The 22131-nt window shown below is 58.7% G+C and carries 24 protein-coding genes; 10 read left to right on the top strand and 14 right to left on the bottom strand.

The window, feature by feature from the left end; genetic code table 11:
- Positions 1-90 precede the first annotated feature (90 nt).
- Complete coding sequence (locus RAE07_RS00610; protein WP_317001102.1) at positions 91-861, top strand: IclR family transcriptional regulator domain-containing protein; 771 nt, start codon at positions 91-93, stop codon at positions 859-861.
- 12 nt (positions 862-873) lie between these two features.
- Entirely contained in the window at positions 874-2091 is a 1218-nt protein-coding gene (locus tag RAE07_RS00605; protein WP_317001100.1) for an acetyl-CoA C-acetyltransferase, read from the top strand.
- A gap of 55 nt (positions 2092-2146) precedes the next feature.
- Here RAE07_RS00605 and RAE07_RS00600 read toward each other — a convergent pair whose 3' ends face one another.
- From RAE07_RS00600 to RAE07_RS00590, 3 genes are all read right to left on the bottom strand, one after another.
- The gene (locus tag RAE07_RS00600) at positions 2147-2812 is read right to left on the bottom strand and encodes a DUF1707 SHOCT-like domain-containing protein (protein WP_284835910.1); all 666 of its coding nucleotides are present in this window, start codon (positions 2810-2812) and stop codon (positions 2147-2149) included.
- 4 nt (positions 2813-2816) lie between these two features.
- A complete protein-coding gene (gene wecB, locus RAE07_RS00595) occupies positions 2817-4031 on the bottom strand; it encodes a non-hydrolyzing UDP-N-acetylglucosamine 2-epimerase (protein ID WP_284798764.1) in 1215 nt (404 codons plus the stop codon).
- Between the two features lie 84 nt (positions 4032-4115).
- Entirely contained in the window at positions 4116-5396 is a 1281-nt protein-coding gene (locus RAE07_RS00590) for an acid phosphatase (RefSeq protein WP_317001097.1), read from the bottom strand.
- A 432-nt stretch (positions 5397-5828) separates the two neighbouring features.
- Here RAE07_RS00590 and RAE07_RS00585 point away from each other — a divergent pair, with 432 nt between their 5' ends.
- Positions 5829-6110: a hypothetical protein gene (locus tag RAE07_RS00585; protein ID WP_023021011.1), complete on the top strand. Its 282-nt coding sequence runs from the start codon at positions 5829-5831 to the stop codon at positions 6108-6110.
- Positions 6111-6176: 66 nt separating this feature from the next.
- Here RAE07_RS00585 and dnaG read toward each other — a convergent pair whose 3' ends face one another.
- Positions 6177-8099: a DNA primase gene (gene dnaG / locus RAE07_RS00580; protein ID WP_200288799.1), complete on the bottom strand. Its 1923-nt coding sequence runs from the start codon at positions 8097-8099 to the stop codon at positions 6177-6179.
- Between the two features lie 211 nt (positions 8100-8310).
- Here dnaG and RAE07_RS00575 point away from each other — a divergent pair, with 211 nt between their 5' ends.
- Complete coding sequence (locus RAE07_RS00575; protein WP_317001094.1) at positions 8311-8772, top strand: guanyl-specific ribonuclease; 462 nt, start codon at positions 8311-8313, stop codon at positions 8770-8772.
- Positions 8773-8774: 2 nt separating this feature from the next.
- Positions 8775-9008: a barstar family protein gene (locus RAE07_RS00570; protein WP_023021008.1), complete on the top strand. Its 234-nt coding sequence runs from the start codon at positions 8775-8777 to the stop codon at positions 9006-9008.
- 150 nt (positions 9009-9158) lie between these two features.
- Here RAE07_RS00570 and RAE07_RS00565 read toward each other — a convergent pair whose 3' ends face one another.
- The 4 genes from RAE07_RS00565 to RAE07_RS00555 all read right to left on the bottom strand — a co-directional run bounded on the left by RAE07_RS00565 (position 9159) and on the right by RAE07_RS00555 (position 13624).
- Complete coding sequence (locus RAE07_RS00565; protein ID WP_317001093.1) at positions 9159-10451, bottom strand: deoxyguanosinetriphosphate triphosphohydrolase; 1293 nt, start codon at positions 10449-10451, stop codon at positions 9159-9161.
- A 50-nt stretch (positions 10452-10501) separates the two neighbouring features.
- Positions 10502-12265 (bottom strand): FtsX-like permease family protein, encoded by a 1764-nt coding sequence (locus tag RAE07_RS00560; RefSeq protein ID WP_317001092.1) that lies wholly within the window; start codon positions 12263-12265, stop codon positions 10502-10504.
- The gene (locus RAE07_RS11920) at positions 12262-12834 is read right to left on the bottom strand and encodes an ABC transporter ATP-binding protein (RefSeq protein ID WP_349839670.1); all 573 of its coding nucleotides are present in this window, start codon (positions 12832-12834) and stop codon (positions 12262-12264) included. The genes RAE07_RS00560 and RAE07_RS11920 overlap by 4 nt, the downstream gene beginning before the upstream one ends.
- Before the next feature lie 202 nt (positions 12835-13036).
- The gene (locus RAE07_RS00555; protein WP_317001090.1) at positions 13037-13624 is read right to left on the bottom strand and encodes a YdcF family protein; all 588 of its coding nucleotides are present in this window, start codon (positions 13622-13624) and stop codon (positions 13037-13039) included.
- A gap of 54 nt (positions 13625-13678) precedes the next feature.
- On the opposite strand from RAE07_RS00555, the gene RAE07_RS00550 reads away from it, so the two are divergent.
- Entirely contained in the window at positions 13679-15703 is a 2025-nt protein-coding gene (locus tag RAE07_RS00550; protein WP_317001088.1) for a TPM domain-containing protein, read from the top strand.
- A gap of 60 nt (positions 15704-15763) precedes the next feature.
- Here the strand turns inward: RAE07_RS00550 and RAE07_RS00545 are convergent, their stop codons facing one another.
- The 3 genes from RAE07_RS00545 to RAE07_RS00535 are packed head-to-tail and all read right to left on the bottom strand — an operon-like array spanning position 15764 to position 18101.
- Positions 15764-16210 (bottom strand): hypothetical protein, encoded by a 447-nt coding sequence (locus RAE07_RS00545; protein ID WP_316360410.1) that lies wholly within the window; start codon positions 16208-16210, stop codon positions 15764-15766.
- Positions 16210-16719, bottom strand: coding sequence for a hypothetical protein (locus RAE07_RS00540; protein WP_200288793.1), 510 nt, complete (start codon positions 16717-16719; stop codon positions 16210-16212). Before RAE07_RS00540 ends, RAE07_RS00545 begins: the two co-directional genes overlap by 1 nt.
- 2 nt (positions 16720-16721) lie before the next feature.
- The gene (locus RAE07_RS00535; RefSeq protein WP_200288792.1) at positions 16722-18101 is read right to left on the bottom strand and encodes a glycine--tRNA ligase; all 1380 of its coding nucleotides are present in this window, start codon (positions 18099-18101) and stop codon (positions 16722-16724) included.
- Between the two features lie 183 nt (positions 18102-18284).
- On the opposite strand from RAE07_RS00535, the gene RAE07_RS00530 reads away from it, so the two are divergent.
- Together RAE07_RS00530 and RAE07_RS00525 are read left to right on the top strand one after the other, a co-directional pair.
- Complete coding sequence (locus RAE07_RS00530; RefSeq protein ID WP_200288791.1) at positions 18285-18575, top strand: ArsR/SmtB family transcription factor; 291 nt, start codon at positions 18285-18287, stop codon at positions 18573-18575.
- Positions 18576-18645: 70 nt separating this feature from the next.
- Positions 18646-19065, top strand: a complete 420-nt coding sequence (locus tag RAE07_RS00525) for a Fur family transcriptional regulator (protein WP_049361563.1) — start codon at positions 18646-18648, stop codon at positions 19063-19065.
- Positions 19066-19175: 110 nt separating this feature from the next.
- On the opposite strand, the gene RAE07_RS00520 is transcribed toward RAE07_RS00525, so the two are convergent.
- Positions 19176-19838 (bottom strand): CPBP family intramembrane glutamic endopeptidase, encoded by a 663-nt coding sequence (locus RAE07_RS00520; protein ID WP_200288790.1) that lies wholly within the window; start codon positions 19836-19838, stop codon positions 19176-19178.
- A 120-nt stretch (positions 19839-19958) separates the two neighbouring features.
- Between RAE07_RS00520 and RAE07_RS00515 the strand changes: the two genes are divergently transcribed.
- Complete coding sequence (locus RAE07_RS00515; RefSeq protein ID WP_234288167.1) at positions 19959-20426, top strand: hypothetical protein; 468 nt, start codon at positions 19959-19961, stop codon at positions 20424-20426.
- Positions 20427-20429: 3 nt separating this feature from the next.
- Positions 20430-20624: a type II toxin-antitoxin system RelB family anti-toxin gene (gene relB / locus RAE07_RS00510; protein ID WP_200288788.1), complete on the top strand. Its 195-nt coding sequence runs from the start codon at positions 20430-20432 to the stop codon at positions 20622-20624.
- A 24-nt stretch (positions 20625-20648) separates the two neighbouring features.
- Here relB and RAE07_RS00505 read toward each other — a convergent pair whose 3' ends face one another.
- Both RAE07_RS00505 and recO read right to left on the bottom strand, forming a co-directional pair.
- The gene (locus tag RAE07_RS00505) at positions 20649-21404 is read right to left on the bottom strand and encodes an isoprenyl transferase (protein ID WP_317001087.1); all 756 of its coding nucleotides are present in this window, start codon (positions 21402-21404) and stop codon (positions 20649-20651) included.
- A 10-nt stretch (positions 21405-21414) separates the two neighbouring features.
- Positions 21415-22131: a DNA repair protein RecO gene (recO, locus tag RAE07_RS00500; RefSeq protein WP_049361567.1), complete on the bottom strand. Its 717-nt coding sequence runs from the start codon at positions 22129-22131 to the stop codon at positions 21415-21417.

Raw genomic sequence — 22131 nt, 5'->3', positions numbered from 1 at the left:
TGTTGCACAAGGGTTCACAATGCGAACACTTTTGGATACAATTACGAGATGTAGGCCACTTCATCAATTTCTAGAATCGGAGACCACACCTTGAACGACGCCCCCACCGTGCAGTCGCTCGCCCGCGGATTAGCCGTTTTGCACTCTTTTAATGACGAGCGCCCACGCCAGACTCTGGCCCAGGTTGCCGAGGTCACAGGGCTAGCACGTGCCACTGCACGCCGTTTTTTGCACACTTTGGTAACGGAGGGGTACGCGCGCACGGATGGCTCTGAGTTTTGGCTTACCCCCCGGGTTTTGGAACTGGGCTATTCCTACCTTTCGAGTTTGGGTCTTCCCGATATTGCCCAGCCCCATTTGAGGGAGTTATCCGCCAAACTCGATGAATCCTGCTCTGTCAGTGTGTTGGATAGGGACACCGTGGTTTATATTGCCCGCGCCGCTGCACACCGCATCATGGCCACCAATATCACCATCGGCACCCGCTTTCCCGCGCACGCGACCTCAATGGGACAGGTACTGTTAGCGGATCTCACTCCATCGCAGTTGGACGAATTCCTAGAAACGGCGTCGCTGGAGAAAGTCACTCCTCACACGCTCACCGCACCCGCGGATCTTCGGGCGCGCCTAGCGGAGATCCGGAAACGCGGTTGGGTCATCGTAGACCAAGAGCTGGAGAAGGGCCTGCGTTCCATTGCAGTTCCTATTCGCAATGGTTCGGGCCGCACTGCTGCAGCCATCAATGTCTCAACCCAAACATCCGTCTATTCCACTGAGGATCTCACCACGCGCATCCTGCCGGAGCTCATCGCAACCTGCAAGGCAATCTCCCATGACCTTGCCACCACCGAACTTTCTTAAAGGAGAATTATCATGCACACCCGCGACGTAGTCCTTTGCTACCCCAAGCGCACCCCTGTCGGCCGTTATGGTGGCGCGCTAAAGTCCGTCCCCGTCCAAGAATTAGCTAGCCTCGTGGTCAAGACCATTGTGGAAGAGTCCGGTATCGACCCCACCAAAATCGATGACGTCATCTTGGGCCAAGGCTCCCCTAATGGTGCCGCACCCGCTTTGGGCCGCGTGGCTGCCTTAGACGCTGGCCTGCCCACCACCGTGCCTGGTATGCAGCTCGATCGCCGATGCGGATCGGGTCTGCAGGCCATTATTACCGCAGGTGCCCACATTGCTACTGGCGCCGCCGATGTCATCATCGCCGGCGGCGCGGAGTCTATGTCCCGCACCGAATACACCGTTGATGCGGATGTACGCTGGGGAGCAAAGGGAGGAAATATGATCTTTCGCGATCGCCTCCAAGAAGCCCGCGAGGCCGCCGGCGGAAAGCACCACCCGATTGCCGGCGGCATGATTGAGACCGCCGAAAATCTCCGCCGCGAATACTCCATCGAGCGCGTCGCCCAAGACGAGCTCGCTGCACGTTCCCACCGCAATGCCGCCGCTGCACAGGAACAATCGCTTTTCGACGCCGAAATCATCCCCGTCACCGTCCCCCAGCGCAAGGGGGAGCCTATCGTCGTAGACATGGATGAACATGTCCGCCCAGATTCCAGTACAGACAAGCTATCTAAACTGCTCGCGGTCATGCGCAAGGAGGACGAAGAGGCAACGGTTACCGCCGGTAATGCCTCGGGCCAAAACGATGGTGCCGCGGCCGTCCTAGTGACTACCCGTGAAAAAGCCGAGGAGCTGGGTCTTACCCCAATGGTCACGCTCAAGGGATGGGCCCTAGCCGGCGTGGATCCGGAACGCATGGGTATCGGCCCGGTGGAGGCTTCCCGCAAGGTTATGGATCGCCTCGGCATCACCTTCGATGATCTTGACCTCATTGAGCTCAATGAGGCCTTTGCCGCCCAAGCGCTGGCTGTACTCAAAGAATGGGACATTTCGGCAGATGATCCGCGCTTCAACCCGCACGGTTCTGGCATTTCGCTCGGCCATCCCGTGGGTGCTACCGGTGCCCGCATCGTCGTCACCGCCGCGCATCACCTTCACCGCACCGGCGGTAAGCTCGCGCTGGTTACCATGTGTATTGGAGGCGGACAAGGTCTAGCAGCGATCATCGAGGCCGACTAAGCACTGGCCCACGCTCATTAGTGCAAGTGGTTGCTTGCACTACAATCGCGCTTGGTTACTCGCCGTAGCGGCGCCCCACGTGAACGTCTACGCCGCCGAAGAGGCTATAGCAGTTCACAATAATTTCTGGCGCGTCTACTGGGAGGTCATTCGGATGGATGGCGCCGTTCTCTACCTTGAGGTCATGTCCGCCAAAGAGTCCAACGCCGCTGACGTGGACGCGGAAGCCTTCGGGAATATAAACATCGACGCCACCAAAGGCGCCCGCCGCGTTGATGGTGGTAGTACGACTGTGCAGGGCGACGCCCGTGAGATCGATGTCCACGCCACCGAAAAAGCCCAACGCCGTCAGAGAACGAGCTACTGCCCCGCCGCTGACAGTAGACCCGCCGAAGATCCCCACCGCAAGGGAGCGGGTCTCCTGCACGCTCGGCTGCACCTGGCGGATAGCCTGCTCCACCTTGGCGATGGCTTTGGATTCTTGCTGGCCCGCATAGGCCTTTCCGATTTTTCGTTCCTGCCTAAAAAGGAGAACTTCTGGGTCCTCTACAAGGTCAGCCAGCGGCTCGATGAGCTCAGCGCGAGTCGTTGCATTAACGCAGGCGGCCGAGCGTTTTTCAAAATCATCGAGGTCAATCTGCCCTGCCGAAAGCGCATCTCCTAAAATGTCTGCAGCTTTCATGCGCTCTCGGTGGTTACAGCGGATATCCAGCGGTTTCATACCTTTAATATATCCGCTTTCTCCGGCAGGCGCGCGAGTTATTCCTCGCCTTGGGCCCCTTAGAGGAACCTGCCTCCGGCAGAAAATCCTCTACGCGCTCGCCTACCCCGGTCAACTCTGCGATAGCCGCAATAGCGCGCTGCGCGCCCTTGCCGTCACCATAAGGATTGACGGCGTTGGCCATGGCGTCAAATGCGGCGGCGTCGGAAAGCAAAAGCTTTGCCTCTGCCACAATGAGCTCGCGATTAGTGCCCACCAGCTTAACCGTGCCGGCGACCACGGCTTCGGGGCGCTCGGTGTTTTGGCGCATGACTAGCACTGGCTTGCCCAATGCTGGTGCCTCCTCCTGGACTCCGCCGGAGTCAGTCAAGATGATGGTGGCACGGTTTTGTAGCTGCGTGAACTGGTCATAAGGCAGCGGATCCGTGATGATGATATTTGGCAGGTGCTCGACCTCCGGCAGGACCGCCTGGCGCACCTTGGGGTTGAGGTGCAGCGGCAATGCGAAGTTAATCTCCGGATAGGCTTCTGCCAAGTCCTTAACTGCACCACCGATTTCCTTCATCGCCTCAAGGTTCTCGCGGCGGTGGGTGGTAACTACGACAAGCCGCTTATCGGACTCTGCGGCTTCCTGCAGGGCAGGGTCTGCGAACTTCGTGTCCCACGATGCTGCTTCCAGCAGAGCGTCAATGACGGTATTACCGGTGACCACAATGTCCTTGGAACGCACATTCTCGCGGCGCAGGTTCTCCATCGAGCCTGCGGTTGGAGCCAGATGCAGCTCGGCTACCTGGCCAATGAGCTTACGGTTAGCTTCTTCTGGGAACGGCGAGTGGATATCGCCGGTACGCAAACCGGCTTCGAGGTGAACGATCTTGACCCCGCGATGGAAACCGGCAAGTGCTGCAGCCATAGCCGTAGAGGTATCGCCCTGGGAGATAATGACGTCCGGCTTTTCTTCTTCAATGATGGAATCCAGACCCGCAATTGCGCGGGAGACAAGCTCATTGAGTCCCTGTCCCTGTTTCATGAGCCCCAGGCCGTGCTTCGGCTGGATGCCAAACATGGTGTTGACCTGCTCCAGCATCTCTTTATGCTGACCGGTAGAGACCGGGATGGATTCAAAGCGCTCATCTTTATCCAGCGCCTTAACGACGGGGGCGACCTTAATGGCCTCCGGCCGGGTGCCGTAAACGGTCATTATCTTGGGCTTAGTCACTAATCTTTTCCTTTAGAGTGACGGAGATATTTCTAAATTGAACCATGGTCTGGAGATCTGTACCCCCACAGGTTGCAGAACCTGCTAGCCGCTGACGCTCACGCCGCCGTCTGGGGCGATGGTCACCCGGGCCGCCATGGCGCGGGCTAGATCGAGACGCTGCCACGAGCCTCCCTCTGCTTGCCAATCCAATGGGTTGCCGGCTGGACGCGCGGTCTGGCGCAGCACCTCGGCGCGCTGATACCAGGTCAGCTCTGGGTGGGACGCTGCTAGCAGCACTGGAGCGGCCTGCGGGACGACCATCGGGGCGTCGGTTCGGTAGCGCGGGGCGAAGTCATAGTCCATGAATGTGGAGTATTGTTCTACCGCATCCGCCGTGGACCGATAGTCGGTGCCCTCTTCCCTATCCTGGGCCACCAGTTCTTCTACCGTCTTGCCGGTGCGCCACTTAATTTCCTTGCGCACTTCCATCGAGGCTTCCCATAGGGCATGGCGCATGCGCTTATCGTTGAGGCGATCTGCCGCGGCGGCCTGGCCTGTCATGCGCCCACCGATGACATCCAGCGGGTAATGCACGCCCAGTACTACGCGGTGGTTGCCGGCCTCCGCGCCGCGCAGCATGAGCTGTGGGCCTACCTCAGGCAGCATGAAGGACATCAGCGTGGTAATCCACGTTGCCTGATTGGTATGGCCCGAAGGGAAGGCTGGAGAGGTGGGATAGAGATCCTTGGAGCCATCGTCATAGCGCTTAATCGCCTGCGGCGCGCGCTGGTACGGGCGTTGATAGTTGAAGTAGTACTTCTCCGACATCGTGGAATTGGCCAGTCCGCCTGCGCGGGCTGCATAGCCATTTCCTAGGAGGTATTCGGTCTTGGGCAGGCGGTGCTCGGCCAAGGCAGCGCGGAAGGCATCGCCTAGGTTCTTGCCCATCGAGTCAGAAACGGCGTTGAGCACGCTCGTCGAGCTGGCCTTGGCATCGGCCTGCGCGCGGCGGATCAAAGCGGGGTCACCGGCTGCGGCGTTATTGATGGCCACGGCCTTGTCCATATTTTCTTGGCGGATTTCTGGCTGAGCCTTGATGTGATCAAAAAGCTGGACTACCTGCCAGTAGTTGCCAAATTGATAAGAGGAAACATCGGATTCAAAGCCCGCGATATAGTCCGTGCTAAACGGCTCTGGAACCGGGGCACCGGGGTGCTGGACCGGAGGAGCGCCGGTGGTCTGCTGGGTAACAGGCTCGCGGAGCTGTGGCACGGCCACGGGGAGGGCGGCGCTGGCAGCCGGTGCCAGCGTTATGGTCAGTCCGGTGGCCGCGCACAAGGCGAGTGCGCGAACTGCCGGGCGGAGTTTATTCCGATAGTTCAACGTGGAAACCTTTCACTAGTAACGAATTCCCACGCATAATATCTAGCTAAAGTTACAAAAAGGTGAACGTGACGCTAAACCCGCATGCACAAAGCTGGGACGGTGACTACACCTTCCCGGTACTATCTAGCAATCCTCGGACCAAGCTGAAGCTTTCTGCGTAGTAGCAACACCGGTGTTCTGGTTACTCGATTCTGCCGAAATACTCGCGGTAAATAGCGCGGCCAGCGCTACTGCTGAGGCCGCGGCCGAGTCCCTACGCGCGTTTATGTCCACCTCTTTAAACTAGCGCGAATTCCTGTTTATGAAAAGAGCTGTTCTACAGCAAATCGAGCTTTACCCCTTAACGGTGGCTAGCAGCGAGCGACGGGCCTTCGCGGTAGGCTGGTGGAGAACTTTTACTCGTACTGGAATAAGGGGACACGCTAAATAATGATCCAATTCGTCTTCGGCGCCGCAGCAGGATACGTTTTTGGCACCAAAGCAGGCCGCAAGCGCTACCACCAGATCAAGGGCGCCTACGAGAAGGCTATCAACTCCCCCGTGACCAAATCTGCCGTCACTTCTGCACGCAAGGCAGTAGCCAACCGCTTGGATCCGGAACCGCGCATGCGCGAGGTTCGCGATCTCTCCTCCAAGCGCAAGGGCAAAGGCCGGCTGCGCGGCTCCCAGGTAGACAACGCGGACCGCATTTATGAACCTGATGAGGACTAAATTAGTTTCAGCCTCTTCCCTCCCCTCGCTGCGCACCTAAATCGGTGACAGGGCGAGGGGATATTTTTAACCTTGGGGAGGCGTGCCGCGGAAGGCGCGGTCATTGAGCTCGCGGCGGGCTTGTTCTAAAGCGACGAGGTCAGCAAAAAGCGAGTTATAGCTAGCCTCATCATCGGAGGGACGCATGCGGCCAAGACGAGCCTTCAACTGGGCGATTTGATCGCCCACCACCGTCTCTTGCAATCGGGAGAGCACGGAGTCGGCGTATTTTTCGGGACCGACGTCGGTTGGCAAAATGGCCTCTACGGCAAGCTCGGAGACGAAGTTGCGGCCGGTAAGGTCCTGCATTTCGCCGGCCACCGCGGCGATCCACTCCACGGCCGGCATGGTGGCGCCCTGAGCTGCGCCACCCACGGTAGAAATGGCTTGGCGCACGAGGCGGTAGGCGTCGTTGGTATAGGCGTCGGCAGTAATGCCATCGAAATAGGAACCTGCCACCTGCGGCATCTGCAAGGCCAGCTTGAGGGCCTCGCGCTGAGGCCACAGGTGGGTCTCCTTCGGGCTCGGCGGGTGGATCATCGGCACGTCTTGTTGTGCCGGCTGTTGCTTCGCATTGTCGAAGCGACGAATGGTGGGCTTTTCGGCCTTTTTGGGTTTGCGCGCTTCCGCGCGGACCTGTCGGAGAACCTCTTCCGGATCCGGCCAGCCCACCCAGCCGGCGAGGCGGCGGGCATATTCACGCTGCAAAGGTTGATCACGGATCTGTGCGACCACGGGTACCGCGCGGCGCAGGGCCTGCAAACGCCCCTCGGCGCTGTCAATGCTGTACTCCGCGATGACGGACTGGATAACGAACTCGAACATGGGGATGCGGTCCGCGATGAGCTCGCGCACGGCGGCATCGCCTTTGTGCAAACGCAGATCGCACGGATCCATGCCGTCGGGCGCTACGGAGACAAAGGATTGACCGGTGAACTTTTGCTCGCCGTCAAAGGCGCGCATGGCGGCCTTCTGGCCTGCCTCATCGCCGTCAAAGGTATAGATGAGCTCGCCATTGAAGTAGGAATCATCCAGCATGAGTCGGCGCAGCACCTGCAGGTGCTCGCCGCCAAAGGCGGTACCACAGGAAGCAACAGCGGTCTTGACGCCTGCGGCATACATAGCCATGACATCCGTGTAGCCTTCCACCACTACGGCCTGGTGGTTTTCGGCAATATTGCGCTTGGCCAAATCGAGGCCAAAGAGCACCTTGGACTTGCGGTAGAGCATGGTCTCAGAGGTGTTCATATACTTGCCGAGCTTGTCGTCGTCGAAAAGCTTGCGGGCGCCAAAGCCAATGACGTTGCCGGAAAGGTCCTTAATCGGCCACAGCAAACGACGATGGAAGCGGTCGATGGGACCACGCTTGCCCATCTTGGAAATGCCAGCTGCTTCCAGCTCTTCAAAGGAAAAGCCTAGGCGCAGCAGGTGTTTGGTAGCCGTATCCCATCCCTCTGGGGCATAGCCGCACTCGAAGTCATAGATGACCTCGCGGGAAAAACCGCGATCCAGCAGGAAATCGCGGGCTGTAGCCGCTTGTGGGGTCTCCAACTGCTGGCGGTAAAACTCGTGGGCGGCTTTATTGGCAGCGATGAGGCGCTGCCGCGTGCCCGGCTTCTCATTGCGCGCGCCCGTAGAACCGCCCTGGTAGTTGATGTGATAGCCGATCTTCTGCGCTACCGCTTCAACCGCTTCTGGGAAGGAGACCTGCTCCATTTCCATCAGGAAGCTGAATACATCGCCACCCTTGCCGGTGGAAAAGCAGTGATAGTAGCCGCGCTGCGGGCGCACGTGAAAGGACGGGGTCTTTTCATCCTTGAACGGGCTAAGGCCCTTGAGCGAATCGTGCCCAGCGGGCTTGAGCTGCACGTACTCGCCGACGATTTCTTCTAAAGGCGCGCGTTCACGGATAGCTTGGATGTCGCTGTCCGGAATTCTGCCTTTTGCCATGCGTACAGACTACCCCGCGCGTGGTGGGAATGTTCAAATAGCTAGGGCAGGATGGTGACGTTGAACAGGGTTCACAGTTTGGACGCAAATTACCCTCTGTTGGGGTACTTTCCACATACTGTTACCTACCCCCGTGACGGGGCAATTTTTGACCTCGCCATTGTCTCGGGCCAATTTCCACTTTTAGCGCCGCACCTGCAACAATAAAGGTATGCCCAAGTCCAAAGCGTCCAAGAAATCGCTCCCCGTTGCCCTCGGCGGCCTTGCGCTTGTCGTCGTAGCAAGCTATTTCGGTTTCGACCTCGGCGGCGATGGTGATTCCGCTGCCTCCTCCACTTCTGAGTCAGCACAAGCGGCCGCAACTGGCGACGCCGATACTTGCGAGATGTCTTCCCTACCCGCCGAGGCCAAAGACACCGCGGACGATATCTTGGCCGGTGGCCCCTACGACTACCCGGATAATGACAACGTCCGCTTTGGCAATTACGAGGGCCGGCTGCCTCAGCAGGACAAGAATTACTACCGCGAATACACGGTAGAAACCCCAGGCAGCCACAACCGCGGCGCCCGCCGCATTATCACCGGTGGCGGCAGCGAGACCGACCCAGACGTGTGGTACTACACCGATGACCACTATGAAAGCTTCTGTTCTATTCCGGACGCAGAGGAGTAATCATGCGACGCATCCTCATTACTGAACACATCCGCACCCGCGCGGACTTCTTTAACGCACTCGGCCGCACCCGCGGCTGCGAAGACTGCGGCCCGCGCAACCTCGATGACCTAGCGGATTTCCTACGCGAGCAGCGCACCAGCGTCATCGTTGCCTCCAATATGGATATCGAAGGCGAGGACCTAGCGGCGGTAGCTAGCGTGCTCGAGGACCAAGGTGTCGCGTTGGTGCGCTAGCGACTCGGGCCCTGGGGTTGGAGCTGAGGCGTTAGGTCCATAGATATGAGGCCGAATTGAGGGTTTTGAGCTCTCAATTCGGCCTTTTCGCGCTCAGATCGGCCTGATGACTCTCGACCTAACTCTAGCGCGGTGGTGGGCAAGCCAGGTTTAGCTGAGGAACCCAGACAGCTCCGCACTTCGGCGGGCCAAGCGCTCGAGGCGAGACTCGGTCATAGACGCAATTTGGTCAATGATGGCGCGGTCGCGGGCGGCGTCAGTTTCGGCTTGCTCCCACCACAGCCGGAAGGTGGCATCGAGGGAGCCAGGGGCGCCGGCGACGAGGTAATCGTAGACGCGGTAGATGCGCTCGCGTTGACGGTCCTGGCGGGCAAGGTGGGCGGGCTCGTCCATGACGTAGAGGACCGCGATGGTTTTAAGCAGCTTGACCTCGGCCTCGGCTTGCTTGGGCACAATGAGGTCACCGTGCATGCGGCCAAGGGTATTGGAGGAGATGAGCTCGGCATTGGCTTCGCTGGTGGCGCCGACGGTCGCACCGACATAGCGGCCTACGAGCTCAGAGGTCATCTTCTTCAAGTTGGCATAGTCGCGCAAGGAGTAATCAAAATCGCCGATGGCGTTGATGACGCTTAAGTTGCGCAGGCTATCGGCCGCCTCCAAGAGCTCATCGGCGGTGCCGCCAAAGGCTTTAGCGCCCTTTTCTGCCAGCTGGGCTAGCTCAACTAGGTCCCAAAGGACTTTGAGGGAGATGCGCCGGGAAATAATGCCGTCTTCCACGTCATGCACGGAGTAGGCGATGTCATCGGACCAGTCCATTACTTGGGCTTCGATGCATTTGCGATTATCGCTATGGCCCTCGCGCAGCCACTCGAGCAGATCCGCGTCCTCGTCATAGGCGCCGTATTTGCGGTTGGTGCTGCCATCGGGATTGGTTTTGGTCCAGGGGTATTTGCAGGCACCGTCGAGGGCGGCGCGGGTGAGGTTGAGGCCGAAGCTGCGCGGCACGCCGCTGGCATCGTCCACGATGATCTTGGGCTCTAGGCGGGTGAGGATGCGCAGGGTCTGCGCGTTTCCTTCAAAGCCGTTGAGGGCGACCTCATTGAGTGCGTTTTCGCCATTGTGCCCGTAGGGCGGGTGGCCGATGTCATGGGTCAGCCCTGCCATGTCGCACAGATCAGGATCGAGTCCAAGTCCAGCACCGATGCTCCGCGCAATTTGGCCCACCTCCAGCGAGTGGGTCAGACGGGTGCGTGGAGTATCGCCATCGCGCGGCCCGACGACCTGAGTTTTATCGGCCAGACGCCGCAAGGCTGCCGAGTGCAGCACGCGGGCGCGGTCACGGGCAAAGACGCCGCGATGTTCTTCCACGGTATGGAAGGCTGAGCCCTTCGGCTTTTCATCGGCCAGGCGGGCGAAGTCGGCGGCGGAATAAGAATAGGACACGACCCAAGCATATTCCGTGAACTGGCCTTTTGGGTGAGCAACGTGGCCGCCTAGTTTTTAGCAGGCCGCGGGCCTTTCACAAAGTTGCTGCCCACCGCTGCCAGGCCCACAACCACCACCAAGAAAAGTATGAGTCCAAATGGGACATCCGGAAAGTGCAATACAAGTTTATGCGCTATATAAGAGTCCATATACGTGCTCAGTAGAGCAGCTGCTCCTAGCGACAAAGCCAACGCAAAAGCCGAAGGCAAACAATTGGCCAATTTCCTGTTTCTGTGCGCTTCTGCAACTGAGACGCCTTGTTCCCAAATGGTTTTAGTGAAGCGGATAAGCCGACCTTGTTGTGCTAAGGCCAGTCCGAAGATGAGAACTGCTCCCCCAACAATCACGTAGGCAAACAACGGAATAAATTCGCTTGTACCGGTACCGTTTGGACCGTAAAGCAACGTTGAAGGTAGGTTTTCTGCCCATTGCTGAGCGCCTACAACCTCCATCGCTTGGCTGTCGCTCAATTCCACTTGCTTCGAAAAAATGGCTACAGCATAACCTTCGTCTTGCCTTTCGCCCGTTCCCCAAGAAGGATCTGCTTCAGAATTAAAGGTTTTATCCCATGGCCGCATCCACGTTTGGTCAAACGGCGATCGGGGTTCCGTCTCAACTACCTCTCGGTCATTAACCAAGGAACTTACTGTTCCGTCCCGATCTTCTACCAGCGCAAAGACAGCGCCTTCTTCCATGGTGGAAGGTTGGAGCTCTTCCGAGTCTTGGTCAGCAGGCACCCAGCTAAGAACTCCTAGGCAATCTGCGGCGTGATCCTGACAAATGTTTTGGGCAGTGGATGTGCTGATAGTTTGTTCATCCTGCGGCGACCCTACATACACGTTCTTCACATTGTCAGCTAATTCTTCCCTTGCTGAGTAGAGTGCCGAATCATTCGCAATAAAAGGAATGATGGGAAACAAGATAAAAATACAAGAGACCCGCAATATGGTGGTGGCGATAAAAGATCGCGCATATCGGACTCCCAAAATCGGAGGAATCCATCCCCCAAACTTGAGGGAGAGGTATTCGGCGGAATATAAGACAACCGCGTAGACAAATACAGAGGCAGCACTCACCAAGAAGGGCACGCAGTAGACGAAAATAAACGGCCACCTACTAGATGGATCCGCTTGGGGCATCGCCACAAATCCCACTAGCAATACAACACAGGCTGCTATCCCCAGCGGATATCGAAGGAGTTCTGCAGCCCGCGGATTCCTTGGAGTTGGATCTATGCGAGTTGGGCCTTGGCTCAAATCCTCCAAAACTCTCGTTTCCTGTTGGAAAGGAACGAAGCTCAGACAAACGATAGCGCACCATGAGATCACAGCGACGAGTAGTGGTGAAGGGAGTCCTTGAGGAAGATCAATGCCAAAACCCGAATACAGAACCAAGAAGATTGGCTTCATCAGCACTGGAACCAGAACTGCGCTAACTATTGAAAAGAAAAAATAAACCGTAAGTAGCTCAAGGAATAGCACTCGGCGAATTCGTTTTAATGTTAACCCAAATAAACGAAGCGCCTCATAGTGGTGGCGCCTCCCCTCCACCACATGCCTAAAGCAGTATTTGAGCGCCAGAGCAAAGGGAATGATCGATATGAAAGCCGAATACATCAGCCCCATTGACATAGATTCGGCTACCTTGTCCGCCGCTACTGTGGAGACTAACAGACAGACAAAGAAGAAAAGCACAAACGAGGTAGCTAGTAACGGGATACTCTCCACAAAAGTGCTCTTACGGATCCTCGCTTCCACAGCGCGAAAATTCATTGGTTTACCCCGATTTCCAAAACCTGATCACAAAACTGCGCTAAACGATCATCGTGGGAAACTACCAAGGCGATTGCGTGGTTTCTTACTGTGTAATTATGCAGATATCGCAACACTGAATATGTGTTGTCCTCATCCAAGGCACTCGTCGGTTCGTCTGCGAAAACGAGTTGGGGCTTTTTGGACATTGCCGTTGCTATGGCCGCGCGTTGGCGTTGTCCCCCTGAAAGCTCGTGCGGTAGAGAGGCTCCGTATTCACTCATATTGAGTTGAGCTAGCAAAGAGCTATTAGCGTCCGAGTCCGCAGTGGCTCCGCTTAGCCCTTGTGCGAAGGAAAGGTTTTCGTCGATTGTCAAACAGGGCACTACGCCGGAATCTTGAAACACTATTCCCATCGATTTAGCTCGAAGCCTATCTCTATTTCGAGCAGAAGAGCTCCATAAATCATGTCCGAAAATACTGACGGTTCCTGATGTTGGCTTCTGGAGTCCAGAGATAACGCGAAGCAGCGTGGATTTGCCGGACCCAGAGGCGCCTCGAATCCAAGTGAGGGTACCTGGCTCATGCACAGAGTCGATAGAGAATAGCGGGCTACTTTTCCTGCTTAGCTTTACAGACAGGTTCTCCAGTTTTAACACGCTTTCCTCCTGAGGCTTCGTAGCATTTCAGCGCTGACCAACATGGCTCGGTGTTATTTCCTGATGTAGTGGAAAAGAAACCCTTCTCCCCTAGAAATGCATCGGCAGCTTAAAAAATATCATGCGATGCTTCTTATCGCCGGGGAAAAGAATCCCTATCTTCCTGCTCAATCGTTTGATGCCGCAGCTTTTGATTCGGGCGCAGGAGCTGCTCCACGCGGTAGAAACCATTGCGCAATGCGGCGGCGCCACGCGGCGGCAAGAGGCCTGCAACCAGCGCGTAGGCCACGCCTCCGGTTTCGTGGGCAAGGTAGCGCCACCAGGGTGTGGAAAAGCGCGCGGCTGGGTAATACGGCGTGCCGGATACGGTGGCTTTTAGCCCTTCTTGGCGGGCGATGAGTGCGGTGCGCAGGCGGTGGAGGGGATCGGTGATGATGGTGGCGTCGGAAAGCGCGAAGGCTTCCTTGACCGCTTTCAGGGAGCTGCGGGTATCCATCCCCTCCTCCACCGCGTGCACGGTCAGGTGTGGGAAGTGCTCGCGCAGAAAGGTGCGGCCGACGCCGGCCTCAGTAAACCTATCGCCGGGGAGCTTGCCGCCCACGGTAATGACCTCTAGCCCTTCGGCGGTGGCGAGCTCACCAGCGTGGCGCAGGCGTCCGGCCAAGATCCGGGAGGGGCGGCCGTCATATTGGGCGGTTCCTAAAACAATTGCGTACTTCACTGCCCCACTACACTACCCGCCGGAGGGCGAAGCGGAGCCGGTAAAGTGGTGGGCATGAATTTGAGTGCACGTTTGGGCCGCGCGGCCATCGCCGCTTTCATTTTGGGCTGCACCTCCATCGGTGCGGGGTCTGCTTTCGCTGTAGAAACCACCACCGTGGCGCAGGGCACCGGTACGGCAACCCTCACGGAGAAGGTGACCGATGATGCGGGCGTATTAAGCACCGAAGAAAAGGCCGAGCTCAGGGAGAAAATTGGCCAGCTGCAAAAAGAGGAGCACCGAACCCTTTTTGTCTACATCACTGATGAGTTGGGCACGGATCCGGAAACCTTTGCCGCAGCGACGGTCAAGGACAAGGGACCGAATTCAGCGGTCTATGCGCTCTCCATCAATGACCGCAAGATGGGCGTGCAGACCGGCAAGGATTGGCCCAAGGGCCGGCTCGACCAGATGTATGACGCCGCCTATGGCAAGCTTGCCAGCGATGAATACGGTGCTTCGGCCCTTGCGCTTGCCGACGCCGCCCTGGGCAACTCCAGTGCCTCCAATTCTTCCGATTCCTCCGGCCTAGCCTGGCTAGGCGGTGGCGCGGCCGCCATCGTCGCCGCCGGTGGCGGCATCATGTACTACTCCCGTCGCAATACCAAGAAGAATAAGGCGCAAACGCTCGAGTCGGCCCGCGAAATCACCCCGGGCGATACCGATCAGCTGGGCCGCCTGCCTCTGGAGACTTTGGACCAGCTGGCGCAGGAAGAGCTGGTCTCTACCGATGAGTCCATCCGCCGCGGCAAGGAGGAGCTCAATATCGCGCTTTCCGAGTTCGGTCCAGAGCGCGTGCGTCCATTTACCAAGGCGATGAACCACTCCACGTCTACCCTGCAAAAGGCTTTCCACCTACGCCAGCGCCTAGATGATGCCGTTCCGGAGTCCCCGGCCGAACGCCGCCAGATGCTCGTGGAAATCATCTCCTCGTGCGGACAAGCTGATGATGCCTTAGACACGCAGGCCGCTGAATTTGCCCAGATGCGCGACCTACTTATCCACTCCGATGAGAAACTGGACGAGCTCACCCAGCGCACCGTGGGCCTGCGCGCCCGCCTGCCGGAGGCCGAGTTCACGCTGGCCGGCTTGAAGGATAACTATGACGAGCACGTTTTGTCCTCCATTGCCGATAATCCCGAGCTTGCCGCCGCTTCCCTCGATGAAGCCGAAAAACTGCTTGACAAGGCCCGCGGGGTCCAAGCCCAGCCGGCCGGCAAGCAGGGTCCGCTCGTGGGACTTATTCGCGATATCGAGCACGCCTGTGAGATGACGGATCGCCTCATTTCCGGCGTGGAAAATGCCGAGGAGAATATCGCCACCGCCCGCGGCAACCTCGAGGCCCTCATTGCCGAGGTCGAAGGCGAGATCAACGAGGCCCGCGAACTCGAGCGCCAAGGCAAGGCGCAGGGAACCACGGCGGATTGGAACGCGCTCGAGGATCTGCTCGGCCGCGCCGGCACCGCCGTCAACGACGCCAAGGCCCACGGCCAGCAGGATCCTTTGGGCCAGCACACCGCGCTGACCTCCATCGATACTCAGCTGGATGAAGCGCTCGACCGTGTGCGCGAGAAGACCTCCACCCACGCGCGCCAGCTAGACCTCTTCCGCCAGCAGATTTCCGTAGCGGAATCCAATATCCAGGCCGCAGAAGACCTCATTTCCTCCCGCGGTCGCATCATCGGCTCGGGCGCACGCACCGCGCTTGCCGACGCCAAACGTCTCCACGCCCAAGCCCTCCACACCGAGCGCAGCGATATCCGCGCCGCCCTGCAGTCTTCCCGCGAAGCGGTGGCCGCGGCCCAGGCGGCGCTGCAGCGCGCCAAGGATGACATTGACGAGCACCGTCGCCGCCAGCAGCGGCAGCAGATGGGCAACGCGGCCGGCAATATCGTCACCGGTATGGTCCTGGGCCAAATGCTCGGCGGCGGCGGCGGCTTTGGTGGCGGTTTCGGAGGCGGCGGCTTTGGTGGAGGCAGCTTTGGCGGCGGAGACTTCGGCGGCGGCGACGGAGGCGGCTTCCGCGGCGGCTCCTTCTAGCCGAGCAAAGGCCGCCCCGTCTCACTCTCCGTGGGCGGCGCCTTCGTTGATTGCGCCGGACTAGGTGCGCAGGGTGCGCGGGGTGGCGTCGAGAAGCGCACAGGCGTAGCTCAAGAATATGGCGTCGAGCTCCGGCAGCTCACCCACGCTCACCTGCAGTCCGTTTCCCTCCGGGGCGGTGCTGGCAACCTCGGCGCCCGAGCGGCGAGCTACGATGCGGCGCTCGCGGCGGAAAGGGTTGCGGCGTTCTAGCAGGTACTCGCGCTCCCCGCAGGCCGCACGCAGGCGGGTGATGGTAATCCCGGCCTGGGAGACCGAGAAATCCTCGCCCGCGCCCGCCGCGGTCTGCGCGCGCAAGAAGAAGCGCGGGGAGGAGTAATCCAGCGAAGATTCCAAGGTTAGGCGCTCGCCGGCCGCGGTGGCGAGCACACCGTCGCACACGGAAGCCAGTTGCTCCCCCGCGGCACTGCTGAGCGCACCCTCGCCCCAAGTCCACTGCACAGTCATTAGAAGATGAAAAGCGCGAGGATGGCAACGATGGAAGCGAGGACCAAGGTGATGATCCACGCCCAAGCCTTGCCTTGGGTATTGGCATCAAGGATGACGCGGGTAAACCAGCTCAAACCGGCAATTTCGGCGGTGGTGAGTCCTTCGGCTTCGTGCTCGAATTCGAGGATGGACTTGCGCACCCCAGAGTTGCGGGAGGAGAACTGGCCTACCTTGTCATCATCGACATCATCGATGATCCAGTCGCCGCTGTTTTCATTGATGAAGTGAAAAGTGCGGCCGTTGAGCGATGCCTCTAGGCGCTTATCGCGGCCGAGGCGGCCGGCGAGGCGGTAGATGGAGCCGTCGGCAAGCGTGGCAGAGGCGCCAAGGTCACTGACCTCGGTGCGCCAGAAGTGGCCGTCGACCTCCGCGGAATGCTCCGAGAATACGCCCAGCTGCTCCGGGCCGTCTTCGGCCAAGAGCACGGGGTTTGCGCGGTCAGAGCGATCCCAGCTGGTGTAATGCATCCCTAGCACCCAATCAGGCGGGAGGCGAGGTAAGCCTCGAGGTCATCGAGCTTCACGCGCTCCTGCTCCATGGTGTCGCGCTCGCGCACGGTCACGGCATCGTCTTCGAGGGTGTCGAAGTCGAAGGTGACGCAGAACGGGGTGCCAATCTCATCCTGGCGACGGTAGCGGCGGCCGATGGCACCGGAGACGTCAAAGTCCACGTTCCAATAAGCGCGCAGCTTATCGGCCAACTTGCGGGCAGGCTCAGAGAGCTCTTCCTTCTTGGAAAGCGGAAGCACGGCTACCTTGATGGGGGCCAGGCGGCGGTCCAGGCGCAGGACCACGCGCTTATCGGTACCACCCTTGGCGTTGGGAGCTTCTTCCTCGTCGTAGGCATCAACCAGGAAGGCCATCATGGAACGGCCCAATCCGGCGGCCGGCTCGATGACGTACGGGATCCAGCGCTCGTCATTGGCCTGGTCATAGTAGGACAGGTCCTCGCCCGAGCCCTTGGCGTGTACGGACAGGTCATAGTCGGTGCGGTTAGCCACGCCTTCCAGCTCGCCCCACTTGGAGCCCTTGAAGCCAAAGGCGTACTCCACGTCCACGGTGCGCTTGGAGTAGTGGGAGAGCTTTTCCTTCGGGTGCTCGTAAAGGCGCAGGTTTTCTTCCTTGATGCCCAGGTCCACGTACCAGTTATAGCGGTCATCGATCCAGTACTGGTGCCACTCTTCGTCCTCGCCTGGCTTAACGAAGAACTCCATCTCCATCTGCTCGAACTCGCGGGTGCGGAAGATGAAGTTACCTGGGGTAATTTCATTGCGGAAGGACTTGCCAATATTCGCAATGCCAAACGGCGGCTTCATGCGCGAGGAGGTCATCACGTTCTTGAAGTTAACGAAGATGCCCTGTGCGGTCTCCGGACGCAGGTAGTGCAGGCCCTGCTCATCATCGACTGGGCCAAGGAAGGTCTTGAGCAGGCCGGAGAAAGCCTTCGGTTCGGTCCAGTCACCCGGCTGGCCGGTTTCCGGGTCATTGATATCTGCCAGGCCGTTTTCTGGCTCGTGGCCGTGCTTTTCCTCGTAGGCCTCAATGAGGTGGTCGGCACGGTAGCGCTTACCGGTGTGGCGGGATTCCACCAGCGGGTCGGAGAATACTTCAACGTGACCGGAAGATACCCAGACCTGGCGTGGCTGGATGACGGAGGTATCGACACCCACGACGTCTGCGCGGGACTGGACCATGTGGCGCCACCACTGACGCTTGATGTTTTCCTTGAGCTCTACACCAAGAGGGCCGTAGTCCCACGCGGAGCGGGAACCGCCGTAAATTTCACCTGCCTGGTAGACCAAGCCGCGGCGCTTACACAGGTTTACAACGGTATCGATGACGGATGCCATAAGTTTTCGGACTCCTCTGGTAGGGGACAGTCTTGACAATCTCGTTCAGTCTAACCCTAAGCGCTTGCCGGCGGTGGATTAGGGCATGAATTTAATTTGAAATACATACGAGTTATTGAACACATCGGGTAATATAAGGGTACCCGACAGGTAATAGGTATTTAATTGAAAGTGACATTCCCTATGACGACCACTGATACGGCGATTAATAGTTCTGCGGCCGCCGGCGTGATCGCTGCCCTCGATTCGCCCCTACGCATCGCCATCATCTCCCGCCTGGCCGAACGCGATCACTTTGTACACGAGATCGTCAAAGCCACCGGCAAGTCTCAGCCGCTCATTAGCCAGCACCTGCGCGTTCTCAAGCAAGCGGGCATTGTTGACTCCGAGCGCAGCGGGCGCGAGGTGACCTACTCACTCATTGCGCCGCAGGTATTGGACTTGCTTGCCGACGCCGCCAGGATCGCCTCCTAGCCCTCCCCTCCTTGCATATAAAGCCGCCTGACTATGCAGTTGTTGAAAAAGAATTGATAATATAAAGGTCATGGCTTTACACGACAGTATTCCCAAACTAGGAGCGCGCAATACCAAGCAGCGCACCGCAGTCGTCGAGGTGCTGCGGGATATGGAGAAATTCGCCTCCGCCAAGGAGATCTATCACGAACTCCAGGAGCGGGAGGAAAAGGTGGGTCTGACAACCGTGTACCGCACCCTGCAGTCCCTAACCGATATCGATGCAGTGGACGCGCTCCACATGCCCAATGGCGAAACCCTCTACCGCCATTGCGAGACCGACGCCCATCACCACCACTTGGTATGCACCAAGTGTGGCCGCACCGAGGAAATCGACGGCGGCCCCATTGAAAAGTGGGCGACCTCCGTGGCCAAGGAGTACGGCTTCGAGCTCACCGGCCACGATGCCGAGGTCTTTGGCATCTGCAGCAACTGCGCCGCTTCCGCCTAAGCATCCCCACTCCGCCTAGTGAAGCCGCTCCTCCCCTAGCCCCAGTCTCCACTCCGGAGCCTAGGGTTTTCTTGCGCGGCCCGACTGTGGCAGGGCCTTCCACGCCAAGACTATAGCGCCGAGACCGCAATCAACTGCACGACCACATTATTGACCAAGTGCACAATAAAGCCTGCGCGCAGCGAATTGTGGAAGCGGGTTACAAGCGCGCACCCCATTCCTAGAAACGTCGCATACACCATGACCGGCGGCGCAATATGGACGAGACCAAATAGCAAAGAGCTGAGGATCACGCTGGCAAACGCTGGGACGCTGCGATCTAGATACCCCATCAGCAGGCGGCGAAACACAATTTCTTCCACCAGCGGTGCCAGCAAAAGATAGGAGGCCAAAGAAACGACCACCATGACACCGCGTCCATCTGCTGCAGATGTACTTTCCGAGGGCGATAGCCCCAACAGCGGCCCCACAATCGCGGCAGCGACTCCCGCTACAAAAATGGCGAGAGGAACTTGCCACAATAAGTGCCAACCACGTCGACCTAAGGGAACAAAGCCGAGACTAATTCCCCGACGCTTGAGGTAATACACCAACGCAACAGTCGGCACTACCACTGAAATAACAAGTGCAGCAGGCAGAACTACACCGAGCCCACCCGTGGTCAAACCGGTCTTCAGCATGGCAAAAACTGTCACTACCAATAGGACATCCATTGAGATGATTGCCACTATTCCGATTAGTGCGTCTTTTAGCCTGATGTCGTCTTCTGCCATGCTTTTACCCTAAAAGGCCGCCAATCATCCTTAAGAATGAATTTACCCGGGACAGTAAAGCACCCTTTACAGTAAAGGATGCTTGACATATAGTGGGCGTCAAGCACGCTTTACAATCACTTGTTAGAAGAGGCTTCCTTGCAGACCACCCGCTTTGGCCGCCCCAAGTTTGGCGGCACCCAAACCAAGCTCATCACACTATCCGTTGCAGCAGGCGCGGGCCTTGCTGCAGCCGCCGGTGCCATCGTGGCCGCTTTCGTACACGATGATTCACCGCTACTAGCGTTTGCTGTGTACGCACTGTGCCTATTTCCTGTAGCTACGGCGGCTAGCTGGGGATTCATGGTGGATCGAGACACCATCCGTGGGGCAACACCCGATCCGGAAAATTCCATCGAATCCCATTGGTATTCGCAAGCCTCCGAAAACACCCTGCACGCCATGCTCTTTGGCATCGGCGGACTTGGCATCGCCTCCTCTTTTTGGGATTTCCACGTTTCGGGCACCCTGCTCACTATCATCTTGGGAGTCTTTGTGACCGGCACCTTTGGCATTAGCTACTTTGCCCACAAGCGGGCGGCAAGCTAAGCCATGGACAACCGGCTTAAAGAGATTCGCGAGAGCCAAGGTCTCTCCCAGCAGGGCTTAGCCGCGGAGCTAGGCGTATCGCGCCAAACGGTCATCAGTATTGAAAAGGGGCGCTACGATCCTTCGCTCCCCCTCGCATTTCAGATCGCGCGCCACTTTTCCTGCCGAATCGAGGACATCTTTATCCCCGAGGTATAAAGCACACCACTTTGGTGCTGCGCGTTACTTCTTAACGCCACCGAAGCGGCGGTCGCGCCGCACGTATTCCTCGATGGCGGCAAAAAGGTCCTCCGGAGTGAAATCCGGGAAGAGCTTATCCTGGTAAATCATCTCCGCATAAGCCGACTGCCACAGTAGGAAGTTGGAGGTGCGCTTCTCTCCGGACGGGCGCAGGAAGAGATCGACATCCGGCATGCCCGGGTCATAGAGATGCTGTGCGATGGTTTCTTCCTTAATATCGCGCGGGGTGAGCTCGCCAGCTGCAACCTGCTTGGCGATGTCCCGAAAACCATCCACCAGCTCTGCCCTACCGCCGTAGTTCACGCACATGGCCAAGGTCATCTTGGTGTTATCCTTGGTCAGCTCTTGGGCGGCCTCGAGCTCCTTAATCACTGAGCGCCACAGGCGCGGGCGGCGCCCAGCCCACACCACGCGCACGCCCCGCTCGTTGAGCCACTCGCGCTGGCGGCGCAGCACGTCGCGGTTAAAGCCCATGAGGAACCGGACCTCCTCGGGGCTGCGGCGCCAATTCTCCGTAGAGAAGGCATATGCCGAAAGATAAGGAACGCCGGCGGCCAGGCAGGCATCGACGACGTCAAGAAGCACGGCTTCGCCGCGCCTATGCCCCTCGGTGCGCTTCATGCCCTTCTCTTGGGCCCAGCGGCCATTGCCGTCCATAACCAGCGCAATATGGCGCGGCATGAACTCATCCGGGATATTCGGCGGGGTCAAAGTGCGGTTCGGGTCTGGCGTAATCACGGGCTATATTCTACTGCTCCATTACCTGCAATGCGGAAACATTGCGCTCCATGTGCCACTGCAGGTGCGCCCGCGCTAGGCGATGCCCCTCCTGCTTTTGCGCATTCGTGGGATTCGTCGGGTAGTTATGCGCTAAAAGCCACAGGTGATGCAGCGTTTCCGGATCCACCTCGGCTGCACCCGGCGGCCGGCATTCGTGGCACGCCGCCCCGCCGACTGCCGGGTGAAAGGCGTGGTGCGGGCCGGGCCGGTTGCACTGGGCACAGTTGAAAAGGCTCGGCGCCCAACCGGCATGCGCCATCGCCTGCAGCAAGAAGGCATCCAGAGTCATGGTTGGGTCCGCAGTTTGCAGCCGCTCCAAGGTCGCGGTGACGGATTCGTAGAGGTAGGGGTCATGGGCTGCGTCGGCAAAAGCCAGGCGCTCGGCTGACTCCAGCACCGCGCAGGCCGCCGTGTAACGCTCATAGTCCTCGATGAGGCGCGCGCCAAAGTAATCCACCGTATCCGCTTGGGAAATGGTGGCTAGGTTCTTGCCCACGTACAGCTGAACATCAAGGTTAACGAAGAGCTGCAGGCGCGAGCCAAAGCGCGACTTGGCACGGCGCACGCCCTTGGCCACCGCGCGCACGAGGCCGTGATCGCGGGTGAGTAGGACAATGACGCGATCGGCCTCACCAAAATCGTAGGTGCGGATGACCACTGCGCGGTCACGATAGTTCTCGCGCAT

It is taken from the genome of Corynebacterium nasorum (assembly GCF_032821635.1).
In the GTDB taxonomy this organism is placed as follows: domain Bacteria; phylum Actinomycetota; class Actinomycetes; order Mycobacteriales; family Mycobacteriaceae; genus Corynebacterium; species Corynebacterium kefirresidentii.
This window is presented reverse-complemented; position numbering and strand designations above follow the sequence as displayed.

What these genes read in the sequence shown, in the direction of transcription:
- RAE07_RS00605 (WP_317001100.1), top strand. Translation starts at nt 874, where the DNA reads ATGCACACCCGCGACGTAGTCCTTTGCTACCCCAAGCGCACCCCTGTC.
- RAE07_RS00600 (WP_284835910.1), bottom strand. Translation starts at nt 2,812, where the DNA reads ATGAAACCGCTGGATATCCGCTGTAACCACCGAGAGCGCATGAAAGCT.
- RAE07_RS00585 (WP_023021011.1), top strand. Translation starts at nt 5,829, where the DNA reads ATGATCCAATTCGTCTTCGGCGCCGCAGCAGGATACGTTTTTGGCACC.
- dnaG (WP_200288799.1), bottom strand. Translation starts at nt 8,099, where the DNA reads ATGGCAAAAGGCAGAATTCCGGACAGCGACATCCAAGCTATCCGTGAA.
- RAE07_RS00575 (WP_317001094.1), top strand. Translation starts at nt 8,311, where the DNA reads ATGCCCAAGTCCAAAGCGTCCAAGAAATCGCTCCCCGTTGCCCTCGGC.
- RAE07_RS00570 (WP_023021008.1), top strand. Translation starts at nt 8,775, where the DNA reads ATGCGACGCATCCTCATTACTGAACACATCCGCACCCGCGCGGACTTC.
- RAE07_RS00560 (WP_317001092.1), bottom strand. Translation starts at nt 12,265, where the DNA reads ATGAATTTTCGCGCTGTGGAAGCGAGGATCCGTAAGAGCACTTTTGTG.
- RAE07_RS00550 (WP_317001088.1), top strand. Translation starts at nt 13,679, where the DNA reads ATGAATTTGAGTGCACGTTTGGGCCGCGCGGCCATCGCCGCTTTCATT.
- RAE07_RS00545 (WP_316360410.1), bottom strand. Translation starts at nt 16,210, where the DNA reads ATGACTGTGCAGTGGACTTGGGGCGAGGGTGCGCTCAGCAGTGCCGCG.
- RAE07_RS00540 (WP_200288793.1), bottom strand. Translation starts at nt 16,719, where the DNA reads ATGCATTACACCAGCTGGGATCGCTCTGACCGCGCAAACCCCGTGCTC.
- RAE07_RS00535 (WP_200288792.1), bottom strand. Translation starts at nt 18,101, where the DNA reads ATGGCATCCGTCATCGATACCGTTGTAAACCTGTGTAAGCGCCGCGGC.
- RAE07_RS00530 (WP_200288791.1), top strand. Translation starts at nt 18,285, where the DNA reads ATGACGACCACTGATACGGCGATTAATAGTTCTGCGGCCGCCGGCGTG.
- RAE07_RS00525 (WP_049361563.1), top strand. Translation starts at nt 18,646, where the DNA reads ATGGCTTTACACGACAGTATTCCCAAACTAGGAGCGCGCAATACCAAG.
- RAE07_RS00520 (WP_200288790.1), bottom strand. Translation starts at nt 19,838, where the DNA reads ATGGCAGAAGACGACATCAGGCTAAAAGACGCACTAATCGGAATAGTG.
- relB (WP_200288788.1), top strand. Translation starts at nt 20,430, where the DNA reads ATGGACAACCGGCTTAAAGAGATTCGCGAGAGCCAAGGTCTCTCCCAG.
- recO (WP_049361567.1), bottom strand. Translation starts at nt 22,131, where the DNA reads ATGCGCGAGAACTATCGTGACCGCGCAGTGGTCATCCGCACCTACGAT.